The 19,755-nt window shown below is 51.6% G+C and carries 18 protein-coding genes; 16 read left to right on the top strand and 2 right to left on the bottom strand.

Annotation, left to right across the window (positions count from 1 at the left end; genetic code table 11):
• Positions 1 to 72: 72 nt before the first annotated feature.
• Together otsB and otsA are read left to right on the top strand one after the other, a co-directional pair.
• Positions 73 to 876, top strand: coding sequence for a trehalose-phosphatase (gene otsB / locus OGV75_RS18425; RefSeq protein ID WP_286480995.1), 804 nt, complete (start codon positions 73 to 75; stop codon positions 874 to 876).
• Positions 851 to 2,272 (top strand): alpha,alpha-trehalose-phosphate synthase, encoded by a 1,422-nt coding sequence (otsA, locus tag OGV75_RS18420; protein WP_047416575.1) that lies wholly within the window; start codon positions 851 to 853, stop codon positions 2,270 to 2,272. Before otsB ends, otsA begins: the two co-directional genes overlap by 26 nt.
• Before the next feature lie 17 nt (positions 2,273 to 2,289).
• Here the strand turns inward: otsA and uspC are convergent, their stop codons facing one another.
• The gene (uspC, locus tag OGV75_RS18415) at positions 2,290 to 2,718 is read right to left on the bottom strand and encodes a universal stress protein UspC (protein ID WP_016153445.1); all 429 of its coding nucleotides are present in this window, start codon (positions 2,716 to 2,718) and stop codon (positions 2,290 to 2,292) included.
• A gap of 792 nt (positions 2,719 to 3,510) precedes the next feature.
• Here uspC and flhD point away from each other — a divergent pair.
• From flhD to cheW, 6 genes are all read left to right on the top strand, one after another.
• The gene (gene flhD / locus OGV75_RS18410) at positions 3,511 to 3,852 is read left to right on the top strand and encodes a flagellar transcriptional regulator FlhD (RefSeq protein ID WP_016153444.1); all 342 of its coding nucleotides are present in this window, start codon (positions 3,511 to 3,513) and stop codon (positions 3,850 to 3,852) included.
• The gene (gene flhC / locus OGV75_RS18405; RefSeq protein WP_085951062.1) at positions 3,849 to 4,433 is read left to right on the top strand and encodes a flagellar transcriptional regulator FlhC; all 585 of its coding nucleotides are present in this window, start codon (positions 3,849 to 3,851) and stop codon (positions 4,431 to 4,433) included. Before flhD ends, flhC begins: the two co-directional genes overlap by 4 nt.
• 124 nt (positions 4,434 to 4,557) lie before the next feature.
• Positions 4,558 to 5,445, top strand: a complete 888-nt coding sequence (motA, locus tag OGV75_RS18400; protein ID WP_016153442.1) for a flagellar motor stator protein MotA — start codon at positions 4,558 to 4,560, stop codon at positions 5,443 to 5,445.
• Positions 5,442 to 6,371, top strand: coding sequence for a flagellar motor protein MotB (gene motB, locus OGV75_RS18395; protein WP_016153441.1), 930 nt, complete (start codon positions 5,442 to 5,444; stop codon positions 6,369 to 6,371). Before motA ends, motB begins: the two co-directional genes overlap by 4 nt.
• A gap of 4 nt (positions 6,372 to 6,375) precedes the next feature.
• Entirely contained in the window at positions 6,376 to 8,424 is a 2,049-nt protein-coding gene (cheA, locus tag OGV75_RS18390; RefSeq protein WP_200013618.1) for a chemotaxis protein CheA, read from the top strand.
• A 20-nt stretch (positions 8,425 to 8,444) separates the two neighbouring features.
• On the top strand, positions 8,445 to 8,948 hold the full coding sequence (cheW, locus tag OGV75_RS18385) for a chemotaxis protein CheW (protein ID WP_003034638.1): 504 nt from the start codon (positions 8,445 to 8,447) through the stop codon (positions 8,946 to 8,948).
• A gap of 75 nt (positions 8,949 to 9,023) precedes the next feature.
• On the opposite strand, the gene OGV75_RS18380 is transcribed toward cheW, so the two are convergent.
• Complete coding sequence (locus OGV75_RS18380; RefSeq protein ID WP_016153439.1) at positions 9,024 to 10,283, bottom strand: dicarboxylate/amino acid:cation symporter; 1,260 nt, start codon at positions 10,281 to 10,283, stop codon at positions 9,024 to 9,026.
• 406 nt (positions 10,284 to 10,689) lie between these two features.
• Between OGV75_RS18380 and tar the strand changes: the two genes are divergently transcribed.
• The 8 genes from tar to OGV75_RS18340 all read left to right on the top strand — a co-directional run bounded on the left by tar (position 10,690) and on the right by OGV75_RS18340 (position 19,741).
• Positions 10,690 to 12,345: a methyl-accepting chemotaxis protein II gene (gene tar, locus OGV75_RS18375; protein ID WP_047358308.1), complete on the top strand. Its 1,656-nt coding sequence runs from the start codon at positions 10,690 to 10,692 to the stop codon at positions 12,343 to 12,345.
• Between the two features lie 43 nt (positions 12,346 to 12,388).
• Positions 12,389 to 13,990, top strand: a complete 1,602-nt coding sequence (tap, locus tag OGV75_RS18370; protein WP_046275661.1) for a methyl-accepting chemotaxis protein IV — start codon at positions 12,389 to 12,391, stop codon at positions 13,988 to 13,990.
• Between the two features lie 19 nt (positions 13,991 to 14,009).
• Positions 14,010 to 14,882, top strand: a complete 873-nt coding sequence (cheR, locus tag OGV75_RS18365; RefSeq protein ID WP_016153436.1) for a protein-glutamate O-methyltransferase CheR — start codon at positions 14,010 to 14,012, stop codon at positions 14,880 to 14,882.
• Positions 14,879 to 15,928 carry a protein-glutamate methylesterase/protein-glutamine glutaminase gene (locus OGV75_RS18360; RefSeq protein ID WP_016153435.1) on the top strand — a complete coding sequence of 350 codons (1,050 nt, stop codon included), beginning with the start codon at positions 14,879 to 14,881 and terminating at the stop codon, positions 15,926 to 15,928. Before cheR ends, OGV75_RS18360 begins: the two co-directional genes overlap by 4 nt.
• A gap of 18 nt (positions 15,929 to 15,946) precedes the next feature.
• A complete protein-coding gene (gene cheY, locus OGV75_RS18355; protein ID WP_016153434.1) occupies positions 15,947 to 16,336 on the top strand; it encodes a chemotaxis response regulator CheY in 390 nt (129 codons plus the stop codon).
• A 13-nt stretch (positions 16,337 to 16,349) separates the two neighbouring features.
• Positions 16,350 to 16,994, top strand: a complete 645-nt coding sequence (gene cheZ / locus OGV75_RS18350) for a protein phosphatase CheZ (RefSeq protein WP_029139578.1) — start codon at positions 16,350 to 16,352, stop codon at positions 16,992 to 16,994.
• A 487-nt stretch (positions 16,995 to 17,481) separates the two neighbouring features.
• Entirely contained in the window at positions 17,482 to 18,333 is an 852-nt protein-coding gene (locus OGV75_RS18345) for a helix-turn-helix domain-containing protein (protein ID WP_016153432.1), read from the top strand.
• Positions 18,334 to 18,439: 106 nt separating this feature from the next.
• Positions 18,440 to 19,741 (top strand): MFS transporter, encoded by a 1,302-nt coding sequence (locus OGV75_RS18340; RefSeq protein ID WP_094761091.1) that lies wholly within the window; start codon positions 18,440 to 18,442, stop codon positions 19,739 to 19,741.
• Positions 19,742 to 19,755: the final 14 nt, after the last annotated feature.

Raw genomic sequence — 19,755 nt, 5'->3', positions numbered from 1 at the left:
TTATATCCGTCATACATCATATATACGGCGCGATCCGCGCGGCGTACAGACCATGATGAGGAGGATAACCGGGTGACAGCATCACTGATCTTACCCCCTGAACAATCTGCAAGCTGTGCTTATTTTTTTGATCTCGATGGGACACTGGCTGAGATCAAACCTTATCCAGACCAGGTCGTTGTCCCTCAGACAATCCTGCAGTTATTACATCAGTTGGCGACGCATAATGCGGGTGCGCTGGCATTGATTTCAGGGCGCTCGATGGCTGAGCTTGACGCGCTTACCACTCCCTTTCGTTTTCCGCTCGCCGGAGTGCATGGGGCAGAGCGCCGTGACATCAATGGTCAAACTCATATAGTGCGCCTGGCTGCGGCAATAGAGCGCGAAGCAGGAGAGCTATTAAGTACCGCCTTGGCGACGATGCCGGGTACAACGCTTGAAGCAAAAGGGATGGCGTTCGCACTGCACTATCGCCAGGCCCCGGAACATGAAGCGGCGCTAATTAATCTGGCTGAGCGCATCACGCACAGATGGCCGCAGTTGGCTTTACAGCACGGAAAATGCGTTGTGGAGATAAAACCAAAGGGTACGAACAAAGGCGACGCAATTGCCGCATTTATGCAGGAAGCACCTTTTGCCGGACGGGTCCCCGTTTTTTTTGGTGACGATCTGACGGACGAAACAGGATTTGGCGTGGTTAATCGCGCTGGGGGCATTTCCGTGAAGGTGGGGAATGGAGCGACGCAGGCGACATGGCGTCTGGATGGCGTGAGTGATGTCTGGCACTGGCTGGAACAAATTAACTCTTCGCAGAAAGAATCGAAAGCAACGAATAACAGAAGAGGTGGCTATGAGTCGTTTAGTCGTAGTATCTAATCGTATCGCCTCACCCGATGACAAAGGGAGCGCAGGTGGGCTTGCCGTCGGTGTGCTGGGCGCGTTGAAGGCTGCTGGTGGCCTGTGGTTTGGCTGGAGTGGCGACACGGGTAATGAGGACAAACCACTAAAAAAAGTCACGCGTGGCAACATTACCTGGGCTTCGTTTAATTTGAGTGAACAGGATTACGAAGAGTATTACTGCCAGTTTTCCAATGCGGTTTTATGGCCTGCATTTCACTATCGCCTCGATTTGGTACAGTTTCAGCGTCCTGCATGGGAGGGCTATCAGCGGGTGAATGCCTTGCTGGTAGATAAACTGCTGCCGCTGCTCAGCGATGACGACATAATCTGGGTTCATGATTACCATCTGTTGCCGTTTGCCAGCGAGCTGCGTAAACGCGGCGTGAATAACCGTATCGGTTTTTTCCTGCATATCCCTTTTCCGACGCCGGAAATCTTTAATGCCTTACCCCCACATCAGACGCTACTTGAGCAGATGTGTGACTTTGATTTACTCGGTTTCCAGACCGAAAACGATCGTCAGGCTTTTCTGGATTGTCTGGCAGCCCAGACTCAGGTAACCACTCAGAGCGAGCAGCACCACCGCGCATGGGGAAAAGCGTTTCGTACCCAGGTCTATCCCATCGGTATTGAGCCGGATGAGATCGCCCGTCAGGCTTCCGGACCTTTGCCGCCGAAGCTGGCGCAACTGAAAGCAGAACTCAAAAATGTGCAGAATATCTTCTCCGTTGAGCGTCTGGATTATTCTAAGGGTTTGCCGGAGCGCTTTCAGGCCTATGAGGCTCTGCTGGAACACTATCCGCAGCACCATGGTAAAATTCGCTACACCCAGATAGCGCCAACTTCGCGTGAAGAGGTGCAGGCCTACCAGGATATTCGGCACCAACTGGAGACTGAAGCGGGGAGGATTAACGGTAAATATGGGCAGTTGGGCTGGACGCCGCTCTATTATCTGAATCAGTACTTTGATCGTAAATTGCTGATGAAAATCTTCCGCTACTCTGATGTAGGGCTGGTGACGCCGCTGCGAGATGGTATGAACCTGGTTGCGAAAGAATTCGTGGCCGCGCAGGATCCTGCCAACCCCGGCGTGCTGGTGTTATCGCAATTTGCCGGGGCCGCGAATGAGCTAACTGCCGCGCTTATTGTTAATCCTTATGACCGCGACGAAGTGGCTGGCGCATTAAACCAGGCTCTGACGATGCCGCTTTCTGAGCGTATCTCCCGCCACGCTGAGATGCTCGAAACTATCATTAAAAACGATATCGATAACTGGCAGGCGAGGTTCATTTGCGATCTGGAAAAAGTCATCCCACGTCAGAGTAAACAGCCATTGCCAGACAACGTTTCTCCCTGCACTAAACTGGCGTAACGCTCAGAAAACGCAGGTCAATCTCCAGCCAGTGGAACCAGCAGAACATCCACGTGGCTGGCACCGATCACGCTTTTTGCTGAGCAGGATGCGCGCGAAAAGAAGCTGTGGTTATGGTTGCCATAAATGACCAGATCGACCGCGTGTTTACGGCATACATCCAGAATATGTTCATTCAGTGCCCCATAGGTAATAAAGGTATGCTCAATGGGGTACTGTGCTTCTTTGCTGAGCTTGTCGATAAAATCCTGAGTCTCCTCTTGCATCACTTCACGCAGGTCCTCCAGCATAGGTGCTGCAAACTGATTATACAGTTCAGGGTCTGAGACCAGAGTTATCAGGCTAATACGAGCGTTGACAGGGCGAGCGATTGAAACCGCCTTGGCTAACAACTGCTGGCTTTCAGGGGTGGCGGCAACGGCCACAAGAATGTGTGTATAGCTCATAACTCGCTCCTTTTTTCAAGAATTATGAGAGGGTTTCTCAGCATTGCTCAGCTTACTCCATACTGCAACGTTTCCTTCCTGGATAGTGTGAATGTCATCATGGTTATTCATTAATTATTCTTATAAATAGAATAATTGCGTCATATAACTTGTAAATACGTTCAGCTTACTTAAGTAAAACTCACCGCTAATGAAAACAATGTGTTAATTAAAAATTAACATAAGTTAACATTTAACGGGTTATCACTACCCGGTATTAATTAATCACCCTTAATATTTAAGTCATTGTTTATAAAGGATTTAATTAAAATAGTGTTTTACATTAAATATGTGATCAAGCTCGCTATTTCACAAGGTGATATTAACGTTTGTGAACAAAATACTATTCGCTTTTATTGCAAGAATATTCGTATGTCAGGAATTGAAATGGCGAACTTGAGATTAAAAAATAAGCAAAGTAAAAGCTGTGCTGATGGATTTATGTTAAGTGTTTAGCTGGTTTATGTGATCTATGTCACATATTCTTCAAATTCGCAGCATACCTACGTTGTATGTGTAACGGGCGGCGGGTAGAGTTGCGTCGAATTAGGAAAAATCTTAGACATTTGTAAGAATTGATGTGAGCTTGTAAGGGGCGCGGCTTTCTGAAAAGGGAATGTTTAGACAACGCGTAAGTGCCGTCACGCTGCTATGTATTTGACCTTTTGCTTTTTTTTACCGGGCCTTCCCGGCGACATCACGGGGTGCGGTTTCACCGCATGAAAACAATGTTGGTTATTATGGATGCAAATAATGCATACATCCGAGTTGCTGAAACACATCTATGACATCAATTTGTCATATTTATTGCTTGCACAGCGTTTGATCGTTCAGGACAAAGCATCTGCGATGTTTCGCCTTGGTATCAGCGAAGAAATGGCGGACACGTTGGCAACATTAACACTTCCACAAATGGTCAAACTGGCTGAAACAAACCAACTGGTCTGTCATTTCCGTTTCGACGATCACCAGACCGTTACTCGCCTGACGCAAGACTCCCGCGTTGACGATCTTCAGCAAATTCATACCGGTATCATGCTTTCAACGCGACTGTTAAGTGACATCGATGAAGCAGCGCGCAAGAAAAGGGCTTGATGATGAGCGAAAAAAGCATTGTTCAGGAAGCGCGTGATATCCAGCTAGCGATGGAATTAATCACATTGGGCGCCCGTTTGCAAATGCTGGAAAGCGAAACGCAATTAAGCCGTGGCCGACTTATCAAGCTGTATAAAGAATTACGCGGCAGCCCTCCGCCAAAAGGGATGCTGCCTTTCTCCACCGACTGGTTTATGACGTGGGAACAAAACATTCATGCTTCGATGTTTTGCAACGCATGGCAATTCCTGCTCAAAACTGGTTTGTGCAGCGGCGTGGATGCCGTGATCAAAGCGTATCGTTTATATCTTGAGCAGTGCCCGCAGCCAGAAGAAGGGCCACTGCTGGCGTTAACTCGCGCATGGACGTTGGTGCGTTTTGTCGACAGCGGATTGCTGGAGTTGTCCCGATGCAATTGCTGCGGTGGGAATTTTATTACCCACGCTCACCAACCCGCAGGCAGCTTTGCCTGCAGTTTATGCCAACCGCCATCACGCGCCGTAAAAAGACGTAAACTTTCCCAGAATGCTGCCGATATTATTCCACAACTGCTGGATGAACAGATCGAACAGGCTGTTTAACTGATACGGTGTGGACAAACACTCCAGCAGCGGTAAGCGATTACCGCTGCTTTTTTTTGTCCTGACCTCGAGTTAACTGCCCGACTGCGCATCCTGTCATAGTCAATTGCGAAAGGATGATGTCGTGCTTATCTTATTAGGTTACCTGGTTGTTATTGGTACAGTTTTCGGCGGTTACATGATGACCGGCGGACACCTTGGGGCACTCTATCAACCGGCTGAGCTGGTGATTATCGGTGGCGCGGGTATTGGGGCATTCATCGTCGGCAATAACGGGAAAGCCATTAAGGGGACGATGAAAGCCATCCCGATGCTTTTTCGTCGTTCAAAATACACCAAAGCGATGTATATGGATCTGCTGGCGCTGTTGTATCGCCTGATGGCCAAGTCACGTCAGCAGGGCATGTTCTCGCTTGAACGCGATATCGAAAACCCCAAAGAGAGTGAAATTTTCGCCAGCTATCCGCGCATTCTTGCTGATGCCGTGATGCTTGATTTCATTGTCGATTATCTGCGTCTGATCATCAGCGGCAACATGAACACGTTTGAAATTGAAGCGCTGATGGATGAAGAGATTGAGACTCACGAAAGTGAGGCCGAAGTCCCGGCCAACAGTCTGGCGATGGTGGGGGATTCATTACCGGCGTTCGGGATCGTGGCGGCGGTCATGGGGGTTGTCCATGCGCTGGCTTCTGCCGATCGTCCGGCGGCTGAACTGGGTTCGCTGATTGCACATGCCATGGTAGGGACATTCCTCGGTATTTTACTGGCCTATGGATTTATTTCTCCGCTTGCCAGCGTTCTGCGCCAGAAAAGCGCTGAAACCACCAAAATGATGCAGTGTGTGAAGATAACTCTGCTCTCCAATCTGAATGGTTACGCGCCGCCAATTGCCGTCGAATTTGGTCGTAAGACTCTGTATTCCAGCGAACGTCCATCGTTTATCGAACTGGAAGAGCATGTTCGTGCGGTGAGAAATCCAACTGCGCAGCAGACGACCGAGGACGCATGAAAAATCAGGCCCATCCCATTATCGTTGTAAAGCGGCGCAAGCATAAAGGTCACGGTGGTGGGGCGCATGGTTCGTGGAAAATCGCCTACGCCGATTTTATGACCGCGATGATGGCCTTCTTTCTGGTGATGTGGCTCATTTCCATCTCTAGCCCTAAAGAATTGATCCAGATTGCCGAATATTTCCGTACGCCGCTGGCTACTGCGGTAACCGGGGGAAATCGTATTTCGAATAGCCAAAGTCCAATTCCAGGCGGCGGGGATGATTACACCCAGCAGCAGGGAGAGGTGAACAAGCAGCCGAATATCGATGATCTGAGAAAACGCATGGAACAAAGCCGCTTGAGCAAACTTCGCGGCGATCTCGATCAGTTGATTGAATCTGACCCCAAACTGCGTGCGCTGCGCCCGCATTTGAAAATTGATTTAGTTCAGGAAGGGCTGCGGATACAGATTATCGACAGTCAGAATCGCCCGATGTTTAAAACCGGTAGCGCTGAGGTGGAACCGTATATGCGCGATATCCTGCGAGCCATAGCGCCAGTGCTTAACGGCATTCCTAATCGAATCAGCCTTTCCGGCCATACGGATGATTACCCTTACGCCAATGGTGAAAAAGGGTATAGCAACTGGGAGTTGTCCGCCGATCGCGCTAACGCGTCGCGTCGCGAACTGGTTAGCGGCGGTCTGGATGATGGAAAAGTATTACGTGTGGTAGGTATGGCCGCCACGATGCGTCTGAGCGATCGCGGTCCTGAAGACGCTATCAACCGCCGTATTAGCCTGCTGGTTCTCAATAAGCAGGCGGAAGAGGCCATTTTGCATGAAAACGCTGAAAGCCAGAATGAGCCGGTAAGTGTCTTACAACAGCCAGCGGAACTCCCGCCGGCAAGCGTTCCCACATCGCCACCAGCCAATCCGAGGTGATAGCGTGAGCATGGATATAAGCGATTTTTATCAAACATTTTTTGATGAAGCTGACGAACTGTTGGCTGACATGGAGCAACACCTGCTTGATTTGGTTCCTGAAGCCCCGGATTCCGAACAGCTGAATGCAATTTTTCGTGCTGCGCACTCGATAAAAGGCGGGGCGGGCACCTTCGGCTTTACCATTTTGCAGGAAACGACCCATCTGATGGAAAACCTGCTGGATGAAGCGCGGCGTGGCGAGATGCAGCTCAATGCCGACATTATCAACCTGTTTTTGGAAACGAAAGATATTATGCAGGAACAGCTCGACGCCTATAAAAACTCAGAGGAGCCGGATGCCGCCAGCTTTGAGTACATTTGTAATGCGTTACGACAGTTAGCGCTCGAAGCGAAAGGTGAAACCGCACCGGCAGTCGTCAACACCGCAAAACTGAGCGTTGTTGACAGCGCTGCAATGCAGGAAGAGGCGGTTGCACAGCCTGAGTCTGCAAGTGAAGAGAGCAAGAAACGCATTATTCTCACGCGCCTGAAAGCCAATGAAGTGGATTTACTGGAAGAGGAGCTGGGGAACCTGGCGACCTTAACCGATGTGGTGAAAGGGAGCGACACGTTGTCAGCAACGCTTGATGGCAACCTCGCGGAAGATGACATCATCGCGGTGCTGTGCTTTGTGATTGAAGCTGATCAGATTGAATTCGAAACCGTCAGCGCAGCGCCCGCAGCCGTTGAAACTGAAGCTGAAGCAGAAACGGTAGCCGTTGTCGCGAAGCCGCAGCCGGTTGCCGTTGCGCCAGCGGCAAAAGCCGCCGCCAGTGAAGCGCCAAACGGACGCGCGGAACGCGACAAACCCGCCCGCGCCAGCGAGTCGACCAGCATCCGCGTAGCGGTTGAGAAGGTCGATCAGCTCATTAACCTGGTCGGTGAGTTGGTCATCACCCAGTCTATGTTGGCACAACGTTCTAACGAACTGGATCCCGTCAACCATGGCGATCTCATCACCAGTATGGGTCAGTTACAACGTAACGCCCGCGACTTGCAAGAGTCGGTGATGTCGATTCGTATGATGCCCATGGAGTATGTGTTCAGCCGTTTTCCGCGTCTGGTGCGTGACCTGGCCGGTAAGCTGGGTAAACAGGTCGAACTGACACAGGTGGGAAGCTCAACCGAACTCGACAAGAGCCTGATTGAACGCATCATCGATCCGTTGACGCACCTGGTGCGTAACAGCCTCGATCACGGTATTGAACTGCCGGAAAAACGCCTTGAAGCCGGGAAAAGCCCAATCGGTAATCTGACGCTTTCCGCGGAGCACCAGGGCGGGAATATCTGTATTGAAGTCACCGATGATGGCGCCGGTCTGAACCGTGAACGAATCCTCGCCAAAGCTATCTCCCAGGGGATGCCGATCCACGAAAACATGAGCGATGACGAAGTCGGTATGCTGATCTTCGCCCCGGGCTTCTCGACCGCTGAACAGGTGACGGATGTCTCTGGCCGCGGCGTGGGTATGGATGTGGTGAAGCGAAATATCCAGGAGATGGGGGGCCATGTTGAGATCCAGTCCAAACAGGGACAGGGGACGACTATCCGAATTCTGCTGCCGCTGACGCTGGCGATCCTCGACGGCATGTCCGTGCGCGTGGCCGACGAAGTCTTTATTCTGCCGCTGAATGCCGTTATGGAATCACTGCAACCGCGCGAAGAAGATCTCCATCCGCTGGCCGGAGGAGAGCGCGTGCTGGAAGTGCGTGGCGAATATTTACCGCTGGTTGAGCTGTGGAAAGTCTTTGAAGTTGAAGGCGCAAAAACCGAAGCGACTCAAGGTATTGTGGTGATTTTGCAAAGTGCAGGGCGTCGTTACGCGCTGCTGGTCGATCAGTTAATTGGTCAACACCAGGTGGTCGTCAAAAACCTGGAAAGCAACTACCGCAAAGTGCCAGGTATTTCTGCAGCAACGATCCTCGGCGACGGCAGCGTCGCGCTGATTGTCGATGTCTCTGCATTGCAGGGATTAAACCGCGAACAACGTGTGGCGATCACAGCCGCCTGATTGAGTGAGAAGGGAATAATATGACCGGTATGAGTAATGTAACTAAACTGGCCGGCGAACCGTCAGGTCAGGAATTCCTCGTGTTTACGCTGGGGGATGAAGAGTACGGTATCGATATCCTGAAAGTGCAGGAAATCCGAGGGTACGATCAGGTGACGCGTATTGCTAACACGCCTGCGTTTATCAAAGGTGTCACCAATCTGCGTGGTGTGATTGTGCCGATTGTTGACCTGCGCGTGAAGTTTAGCCAGAGCGATGTGGATTACAACGAAAACACCGTGGTGATTGTGCTGAATCTGGGCCAGCGGGTGGTCGGGATTGTGGTCGATGGCGTCTCGGATGTGCTGTCGCTGACAACGGATCAAATCCGTCCGGCACCGGAATTTGCCGTAACGCTGTCGACGGAATACTTGACGGGACTGGGGGCTCTGGGTGACCGGATGCTGATCCTGGTTAACATTGAGAAGCTGCTCAATAGCGAAGAAATGGCGCTGCTGGATATTGCCGCCAGTCACGTCGCGTAACCGCTATACCGTATCCGGCCTACAATGATTGCGGTTGTAGGCCGGATACGCGTAGCACATCCGGCAGATTTCCCCTTACGCTTCCCGCTCAACCAGCTCCGGTTCTTCTTCCAGTAAACCTTCATCTTGTGCCAGCATCGCCGTTGCAATCCCGTTACCTAATACGTTGATTGCTGAACGTCCCATATCCAGGAAGTGGTCAATACCCATCAGTAACAGAATCCCGGCAACCGGAATATTAAAGCTCGGAATGGTTGCTGCCAGCACCACCAGCGCAGAACGCGGCACGCCGGCAATCCCTTTTGACGCCAGCATCAGCGTCAGCATCAGGACGGTGATTTCTGCAAAGGAGAGGTGAATGTTATAGGCCTGCGCGATAAACATCGAGGCAAATGAACAGTAAACCATCGAGCCGACCAGGTTAAATGAATAACCGATAGGCAATACAAATGACACGATGTTAGGCGAGCAACCAAATTTGGTTAATTGCTCCAGCGTTTTTGGATAGGCGGCTTCCGAGCTGCTGGTAGTAAATGCGACCAGAACCGGATCTTTCAGCATGCTTACCAGACGAAAAACCTCTTTTTTCAGCATGACATAACCGACCGCCAGCAGAACCAGACAGGTCAGCAAAATAGCCACATAGTAGCCGCCGATGAACGACGCATAGTTAAGCAGGATCCCCAGACCCTGGGTGGAGATAACGGAGGAAATGGCGGCGAAAATGGCCAGCGGCGCAACGTACATCACGTAGCCAGTCACCTTAAGCATAATGTGGGAGACCACATCCAGCGCGGCAACCAGCGGGGCATTGAACTTCTCACCAAGGGATGCGCCACCAATACCGAAGAACATCGAGAACACCACAATTTGCAGGATCTCATTGTTGGCCATCGCCTCGGCTATGCTGGTTGGGATGGTGTGAGTCAGGAAACCTTTCAGGCTCATGCCGCTCACGGCCAGGCCGGTATCAGTGGCTTCCAGCGGGATCGCCAGGTTCAGGCCGCTTCCGGGTTGTTCAAGAGAAACCACAAACAGACCGACCAGAATAGACAGTATGGAAGAGCTGATAAACCAGATCATCGCTTTGCCGCCTACGCGCCCGATGGTGGACGTTTCCCCCAGGCGCATAATACCGACGGTCAGGGTGCTGAATACTAAAGGTGCGATCACCATTTTAATCAGGCGCAAAAAGATGTCGGTGAGAAGCGTAATATTATCGGCCCAGGCGGTCACTACGCCGGGGGCGGCATAAGAGTGGATCACCGCCCCTGACAGGATCCCCGCCAACATGAAGATCACGATAAACAACGTGAGTTTGTTTGCATTTGCCACTAAAAAGCCCTCAGTAAGGATTTAACATTTATTGTTCGGTTACTCATTTTTTATATTTATTAATTGGTAACTAAGTATTCATCATATAAATTGAATTAAAGCGCCAACTGATACAACTTTTTTTAATTTTTTATCCATTTTGTTGTGGTTCAGAGGATATGTATTTGTGATCCTGGTCACGAAATAATGACTATTTCATCCAATATGACCGCGCCCACAGATAAATTTGAATGTTATTCACATGATAATTGTGACGTTTTTATGTGAATGATTTGTGGTTGCCGTACACCCGTCTTACCTTCCTTCCGCGAGGCTTCACGTCCCTTCAGGATTTCCTTTTCGCAAACGTAAAGTTATCTCAGCGACTGCCGATAACGTTGATAACTCGTTTTCAGGAAGGTGCCTTATGTTTAACCGTATCCGCGTTGTCACAATGCTGATGATGGTGCTGGGGGTTTTCGCACTGCTACAGCTTGTTTCCGGTGGTCTGTTGTTTTCTTCATTGCAGCAGAATCAGCAAAGTTTTGTTATTTCTAACGATCTTCGACAGCAGCAAAGTGAACTCACCTCAACATGGGATCTGATGCTGCAAACACGTATCAATTTAAGCCGTTCTTCTGCTCGCATGATGATGGACGCGTCCAACCAGCAAAGCAGCGCGAAAAACGATCTGCTGAAGAATGCGAAAGCATCGTTGGCGCAGGCCGAAACACATTACGCAAAATTTAAAAACATCACACCGTTACCCGAGATGGCAGAAGCCAGCGGCAACGTTGAGGAGAAATATCAGCAGTACCATGCGGCCTTAACAGAACTGGTTCAGTTTCTGGAGAACGGCAATATGGATGCCTATTTCGCGCAACCGACTCAGGGTATGCAAAACGCGCTCGGTGAGGCGCTGGGCAAGTACGCCAGCGTTAGCGAAAAGCTTTACGCTCAGGCATTCGATCAAAGTGCGCGGGATTACCACTTCGCCCAATGGCAGCTTGGCGTGCTGGCCGTAGTGCTGGTGCTGATTCTGGTGGTGGTGTGGTACGGCATCCGCCATACCCTGCTTAATCCTCTGTCTCGCGTCATTGCCCATATTCGGGAAATCGCCAGCGGTAACCTGACCGCGACCCTGGCCGTCAGCGGTCGTAATGAAATCGGCGAGCTGGCCAGTACGGTTGATCATATGCAGCGCTCGCTGACGGAAACCGTCACCCTGGTGCGTGAAGGTTCTGATGCGATTTATTCCGGGACCAGCGAAATTGCCAGCGGGAACACCGACCTTTCATCTCGTACTGAACAGCAGGCCTCTGCGCTGGAAGAGACCGCAGCCAGCATGGAACAGTTGACCGCAACCGTGAAGCAAAATGCGGACAACGCGCGTCAGGCCTCGCAACTGGCGAAAAGCGCCTCCGATACCGCACAGCATGGCGGCAAAGTGGTTGATAGCGTGGTGAACACCATGCACGAAATCGCCGATAGCTCGAAGAAAATCGCCGACATCATCAGCGTTATTGATGGTATTGCTTTCCAGACCAACATTCTCGCACTGAACGCGGCGGTTGAAGCGGCGCGTGCCGGTGAACAAGGCCGTGGCTTTGCTGTGGTTGCGGGCGAAGTGCGTAATCTGGCAAGTCGCAGTGCGCAGGCAGCGAAAGAGATCAAAGCGTTGATTGAGGATTCGGTTTCCCGAGTGGATACCGGGTCCGTATTGGTAGAAAGCGCAGGCGAAACGATGAACGACATCGTAAATGCCGTAACGCGGGTGACCGACATTATGGGCGAGATTGCCTCGGCCTCCGACGAGCAAAGCCGGGGGATTGATCAGGTGGCGCTCGCGGTATCCGAGATGGATCGCGTTACGCAGCAGAACGCCTCGTTGGTACAGGAATCGGCTGCCGCTGCCGCTGCTCTTGAAGAACAGGCCAGCCGCCTGACGCAGTCGGTGTCGACTTTCCGCCTTGCGTCACGTCCGGCGTCGGCTAAGCCGCGCGATACACGATTACCTGCAACGGCGGCCGCATCCTATCCGCGCCAGAACAATGAACAAGATACGAATTGGGAAACATTTTGACTGATAGTTAAACCGCGGCCAGTGCCGCCCAATGGGAGCGTTGATGTTTAATCGTATTCGAATTTCGACCACGCTGTTTTTGATTTTAATCCTCTGCGGTGTTTTGCAGATTGGCAGTAATGGCTTGTCCTTCTGGGCATTTCGGGACGGTTTTCAGAACCTGAATCAGGTCGAACGAAGTAATCAGCAACGCGCTGCGCTGGCCCAAACCCGCGCTGTGTTATTACAGGCCAGTACGGCCCTTAATAAGGCAGGGACGCTGACCGCCCTGAGCTATCCGCCAGAGGATATCAACACGCTGATGACCCTCGCACGTGATAGCCTGGCGCAGTCTGAATTGATGTTTAAACGCTTTATGGCGACATCGGATACGACGGCACAAGGGAAGGCGCTGTTTGGCGCAACGGAGAAAAGTTTCAGCCAGTGGCACAGCGCTCTCGCGCATCAGGCCACCTGGCTTGAAAACAATCAGTTGTCAGATTTTCTGACCGCGCCGGTGCAGGCCGCTCAGGATGCTTTTGATGCAAATGTGAATGCGTGGCAGAGCAACATCGATCGCGTGTTGCAAACGGCAGGAGAGCAGAGCCAGCGAAATTACCATATGTCGGGGGTGATTTTCGCCACCATGGTGGTACTGGCGGCACTGCTCACCAGCGGTGCGCTGTACTGGTCGCGCAAGATGATTGTCCAGCCGCTGGCTATCGTGGGCAGTCATTTCGACAGCATTGCCGCGGGTAATCTGGCCCGGCCGGTAGCGGTTTATGGGCGCAATGAGATCTCAGCCATTTTTGCCAGTCTGAAGAAGATGCAGCAGGCACTGCGTGAAACGGTAAGCGAAGTACGCCAGGGCAGCTCAGCCATGCATAGCGGTATTTCAGAAATCGCGATGGGCAATAACGATTTGTCTTCGCGCACTGAACAGCAGGCGGCCGCGCTGGCGCAAACGGCAGCCAGCATGGAACAACTGACCGCCACCGTAGGACAGAATGCGGATAACGCGCGCCAGGCGTCAGGAATTGCCAAAAGTGCGGCAGATACAGCACATAAAGGCGGCGAACAGACGTCCCGGGTCGCCAGCACCATGCATGAGATTTCCGCGAGCTCGCAGAAAATTGGCGACATCATCGGTGTGATTGACAGCATTGCCTTTCAGACCAATATCCTCGCGCTGAATGCTGCGGTTGAGGCCGCTCGCGCGGGTGAGCAGGGGCGTGGTTTTGCCGTGGTTGCGGGCGAAGTGCGCAATCTGGCAAGCCGTAGCGCACAGGCGGCGAAAGAAATTAAGGGGCTCATTGAGGAGTCTGTCACCCGAGTGCATCAGGGCTCGCAGTTGGTTGATATGGCAGCGCGTACCATGACGGAAATTGTCAGCTCGGTTACCCGGGTTAACGACATCATGGGCGAGATTGCTTCTGCTTCTGATGAACAGCGCAGAGGCATCGAGCAGGTGGCGCAGGCCGTCAGCCAGATGGACTCTGTGACGCAGCAAAACGCCGGGCTGGTGGAAGAAGCCGCATCCGCCACCGGACAACTTGCCATGCAGGCCGATAATCTTTCTGCCTGTGTCGCATTTTTTAAGCTTGAAGAGCAAACCGTAGCAAAACAAGAATTGGCGCAGCCGCAGGTTGTGCCCGTTGTATCCTGAATGTGATTGAGAAGGCGCTATGACATCATCTCTGCCCCCTGGGCAAACGTCATTATTGTTACAGATGACACAGCGCCTCGCGCTGTCTGACGCGCATTTTCGTCGGATATGTCAATTAATCTACCAGCGTGCGGGGATCGTACTGGCCGACCATAAGCGGGACATGGTTTATAACCGCCTGGTCCGCCGTCTGCGAACCCTGGGACTGGATGACTTTGGTCGCTATCTCAGCATGCTGGAAGCTAACCAGAACAGTGCTGAGTGGCAGGCTTTTATTAACTCCCTGACTACCAATCTGACCGCGTTTTTTCGCGAAGGGCATCATTTTCCAGTGCTGTCAGATCATGCTCGTCGGCGCAGCGGTGAATACCGTGTCTGGAGCGCGGCGGCGTCAACCGGAGAAGAGCCGTACAGCATTGCGATTACGCTCGCCGATACCTTAGGTATGGCTCCGGGCCGCTGGCGTGTTTTTGCCAGCGACATTGATACCGAAGTGCTGGAAAAAGCCAGAAGCGGCATCTACCGCCTTGATGAGCTAAAGACGCTGTCACCGCAGCAGCTACAGCGTTATTTCATGCGTGGCACCGGACCGCATGAAGGACTGGTACGCGTTCGGCAGGAACTGGCGGGGCATGTTGAATTTTCCAGCGTGAATTTACTGGATAAGCAGTACAACGTGCCAGGCCCCTTCGATGCCATATTTTGCCGTAACGTGATGATCTATTTTGATAAAACGACGCAGCAGGACATTTTGCACCGTTTTGTTCCACTTCTTAAACCAGATGGGCTGCTGTTTGCAGGTCATTCAGAAAACTTTAGCAACCTCGTGCGCGAGTTTAGCTTGCGTGGACAGACGGTGTATGCGCATGCGCCAGGTAAGGATAAAGCATGAGTAAAATCAGGGTCTTATCGGTTGATGATTCTGCACTGATGCGTCAAATCATGACCGAAATTATTAACAGCCACAGTGATATGGAAATGGTGGCGACGGCGCCGGATCCGTTGGTTGCCCGGGATTTAATCAAAAAATTCAATCCCGACGTCCTGACGCTGGATGTGGAAATGCCGCGCATGGACGGCCTCGACTTTCTTGAGAAGCTGATGCGTCTGCGTCCGATGCCAGTGGTTATGGTCTCTTCGCTGACCGGTAAAGGTTCTGAGGTCACGCTGCGGGCGCTGGAGTTGGGGGCGATTGATTTTGTCACCAAACCACAGTTGGGGATCCGTGAAGGGATGTTGGCCTACAGCGAAATGATCGCTGAGAAGATCCGCACCGCGTCGCGGGCAAAACTGGCGGCCCACAAACCCATGACGGCACAGGTGACCTTGAAAGCGGGGCCGTTACTCAGTTCTGAAAAACTGCTGGCGATTGGCGCCTCAACCGGAGGAACAGAGGCAATTCGCCATGTACTCCAGCCATTGCCGCTTTCAAGTCCCGGTATTCTTATTACCCAGCATATGCCGCCAGGATTTACCCGCTCATTCGCCGAGCGTCTGAACAAACTGTGTCAGATCACCGTGAAAGAGGCTGAGGACGGGGAGCGCGTGCTTCCAGGGCATGCGTATATCGCCCCTGGTGACAAGCATATGGAACTGGCGCGCAGCGGGGCGAACTACCAGATCAAAATTCATGATGGTCCACCGGTTAACCGGCATCGACCTTCAGTGGATGTGCTGTTCCATTCGGTGGCAAAACATGCGGGGCGTAATGCTGTGGGAGTGATCCTGACGGGTATGGGCAACGATGGCGCCGCCGGAATGTTAGCGATGAACCAGGCGGGTGCCTGGACCATTGCGCAAAACGAAGCAAGTTGTGTGGTGTTCGGCATGCCGCGCGAGGCCATCAATATGGGTGGCGTAAGCGAAGTGGTCGATCTTAGCCAGGTAAGCCAGCAAATGCTGGCGAAAATCAGTGCCGGACAGGCAATACGTATTTGAATCAGGAGTTTATTTTTTATGGCGGATAAAGAGCTTAAGTTTTTGGTTGTGGATGACTTTTCCACCATGCGTCGCATCGTGCGTAACCTGCTCAAAGAACTGGGTTTCAACAATGTTGAAGAGGCCGAAGACGGCGTGGACGCGCTGAATAAGCTGCAGGCTGGGGGATTTGGTTTTGTCATTTCCGACTGGAATATGCCGAACATGGATGGCCTGGAACTGCTGAAAACCATTCGCGCTGATGGCGGAATGTCCGCCCTGCCGGTGCTGATGGTTACGGCGGAAGCGAAGAAAGAGAATATCATTGCGGCGGCACAGGCTGGCGCCAGTGGTTATGTCGTGAAACCGTTCACGGCGGCGACGCTAGAAGAGAAACTCAATAAAATCTTTGAGAAACTGGGCATGTGAGGGTGTGATAATGATGATGCAACCACAAATTAAACCTGCTGACGAACATTCAGCCGGGGACATCATCGCGCGCATCGGCAGTTTGACCCGAATGCTGCGCGACAGCCTGCGTGAACTGGGGCTGGATCAGGCTATTGCCGAAGCGGCAGAAGCGATTCCCGATGCCCGCGATCGTCTCGATTACGTTGTGCAGATGACCGCACAGGCGGCAGAGCGCGCGCTGAACAGTGTGGAAGCTTCGCAGCCGCACCAGGACGCGATGGAAAAAGGGGCCAAAGACCTGACCAAACGCTGGGATGAATGGTTCGAAAATCCGATCGAGCTGTCTGACGCCCGTGAACTGGTCACCGATACCCGCCAGTTCCTGGGTGATGTGCCAGGGCATACCAGCTTTACTAACGCTCAACTGCTGGACATCATGATGGCGCAGGATTTCCAGGACCTCACCGGTCAGGTCATCAAGCGCATGATGGATGTTATCCAGGAGATTGAACGTCAGTTGCTGATGGTTCTGCTGGAAAACATTCCAGAGCAGGGCGCTCGTCCAAAACGTGAAAACGAAAGCTTGCTTAACGGCCCGCAGGTTGACACCTCAAAAGCCGGCGTGGTGGCAAGTCAGGATCAGGTTGACGACCTGCTGGATAGCCTCGGGTTCTGATCCGTAGCGTTTTTATTTGCTGGCCCGGCAGGCGCTCGCCGCCGGGCATTCTAACCGATAACGGCTTGCGCGTTATCCGGCCTACAGATACCTATCGTTCTCTTTACTTACTATCCATTTTTACGGTGACGTTGCCAGAACGGGTTCGCTCGCTGCATACCAAGCGCTGCGCTTCTCTGGATCCCGCAGGGTTATTGGGCCGCCAGTCGGGACAATGTGCCCTGCACTATAATTCGTACCCGGTTGAATGCCTGGATGACGTGGGTTCATCTGCACGGCGTATATCCTCTTTTTTATGCCATAACTTGGCGGTTATTTGCCGAAATGATGCTGAGGTCACAGCAGGTTACGCCTGAGTGACAGTGCGATATATAGACTTGTCATAATAATTGCAGTTAAATGGTTATCGGTGCAAGGCAATATATTATGTCAGTAGGTTATTTATCGATATCCCGAGTGTTTTTACTCGAATAGCGGCGGGGGAGATATGCGAATTTTACGTGAGAATGATTTTTTTCATTCAGAGCAACATGCGTTTTGTCTTTTTTCGATGAATAACCAATTAATGGAAGGTGTGCACGGGCATGATTTTGATGAACTGGTGATTGTCCGTAGCGGTAGCGGGTTTCATATTATTAATGACTTGGTTCGTTTTATCTGCCAGGGTGACTTTTTTTTAGTGACCGCTAACGATACCCATAGTTATGTTTCAACTAATAATCTGTCGGTTATTAATATATTGATTCGTCGCCCGCGCAGTTTTCATTTTTTACAGCACATTGATAATTTGCTCGATTGTATAAAAGAAAAACTTCTACAGCCTACCGCGCTGGCGTTAACTCAGGGAGCGCTGGCGCGTATTGAGGTATTGAGCCAGGAGATAATCTCACGTAACGAGAGTAACTATGACGTGCTCTATTTTTCATTGTGTGAAGTCGCTTTGCTGAACATCATCAACACGCTTTGCCAGTGCGACCGCCAAACTGAGGCGCTTAGCCCTGATGAGCGAGGGCGAGCCAACCTGATCCGTATGCTCAAGACCAGTAGCTTGCGTCATTTAGACTGGAATGTGTTGAGTGATGATAACGGAGTCGCCAGGCGCACGATGTATCGCTTAATTAAGCGAGTGACTGGTTATACTCCGGTTAAATTCCAGATGTTGTATCGTGTATTAAAAGCTCAAGAATTACTGCGCACTACGGATAAAACCATCAGTGAAATTGCGGCACGTTGTGGTTTTATGAATGCGATCAGGTTGACTGAATCGTACCGACGGTATTTCCATTATCCTCCAAGCCATGAACGTGAACTTCATTCACGAGTTTTAATAGCGATTTAATTGTTAGGTTAATAACAATAAAAAATTATTACTACCATCTATCGTGACGGGGGTAGGCCATACGCTTATTTCTCGCCTTACTATCTGTAAATTTAAGGGAATCGTTATGTCAAAAAATAAAACACCTAACCCTTGGTATATTGGGGTGGTGTCTGGAATGGCATCATATATTGATTCGGCGGCTATTGTTTCCAGTGGTACAGCCTTAGTCATTTATCAAAAAACAATGGGTATTACTGCACTACAAATTGGCATTTTATCTGGATTATTAACGCTGAGTATTGCCGCTGGGGCTTTTGGTGGCGGTCGTCTTGGAGACCGTATTGGTCGTCGTAATGTTTTTATTATTACGATGGCGATGATTTTTATCGGCACGCTGGCGCTGGCCTTTGGTTTGAACTTCCCGTTCCTGGTGCTGGGCACACTCTTGGTGGGGCTGGCGACAGGGGCTGATTTACCCGTCTCTCTGGCGACAATCTCCGAAGCGGCGAACGATGAAAACCGCGGCAAGATTATCGGCTTGTCCAATTTACTCTGGCTGGTGGGAATTGGCGCCACGATGGGGATCTCCGCTATCGTCGGCGACTGGGGGCTGATTGGCGCGCAAATCATGTATATGCACGTTGGGCTGGTGGCGGTTGTGCTGATGATCCTGCGTTGGTCTATCCCTGAGTCGCCGCTGTGGTTGGCGGCAAAGGATGAACTGCGTCGTGGCATCGCCACCGTGCGGGCGCAGAAAACCGGCTGGCGCGATCTGCTCGAAGGCAAATACCTGTGGCCGTTTATCTCGCTGTGTATCTTTTATACCTTCACCAATCTGGCGGCCAATACCGGCGGGCAGTTTGGGGCTTATGTAGCGGTAAATGTGGTGGGCATTTCCGTCAGCACGCACTCGCTGTGGGGGCTGTTGATTCTGCCAGTGAGCGTGGCGTCTGGGTTGATGTTTATGCGCGTCGTTGATACCTCAAAACGGGTTCCATTCTTTATTTTTGGCGCGGTGATGATGTCCGGTGGTTATTTCGTGCCGGTGCTGTTTAATTTCTCGCCACTCTCCTGGTTCTGCTGCCTGCTGTTTACCAATATCGGCACAGGATTTGCCTTCGAAGGCATCATGAAAGTGTGGGCGCAAGAGTCATTCCCCACCATGCTACGCGCCACCGCACAAGGGGTGATTGTCGGTGTCGCCCGTCTGACCTGCGGCTTGTTGGCGTTCGTCACTCCTGTGCTGTTGAGCGCGGGGCCGGTGGTTCTTTATTGCCTGCTGACGGCGATTGTGGCGATAGGCATGGTTATCGGCTGGTTGTGCTTCCACGGCAAGCAACGTAATGAATTTAATGCAGAAACAGAAATGGTGGCGACGTCTGATAACGGACAGGCGTCGCACGATACTTTGCGGGCCAAAGCCTGAATATGAGCCACTGA

It is taken from the genome of Citrobacter sp. Cb028, assembly GCF_030336705.1.
Lineage (GTDB): Bacteria > Pseudomonadota > Gammaproteobacteria > Enterobacterales > Enterobacteriaceae > Citrobacter > Citrobacter braakii.
The sequence above is the reverse complement of the archived record's forward strand: the minus strand, read 5'-3'. Positions and strand labels throughout refer to the sequence as shown.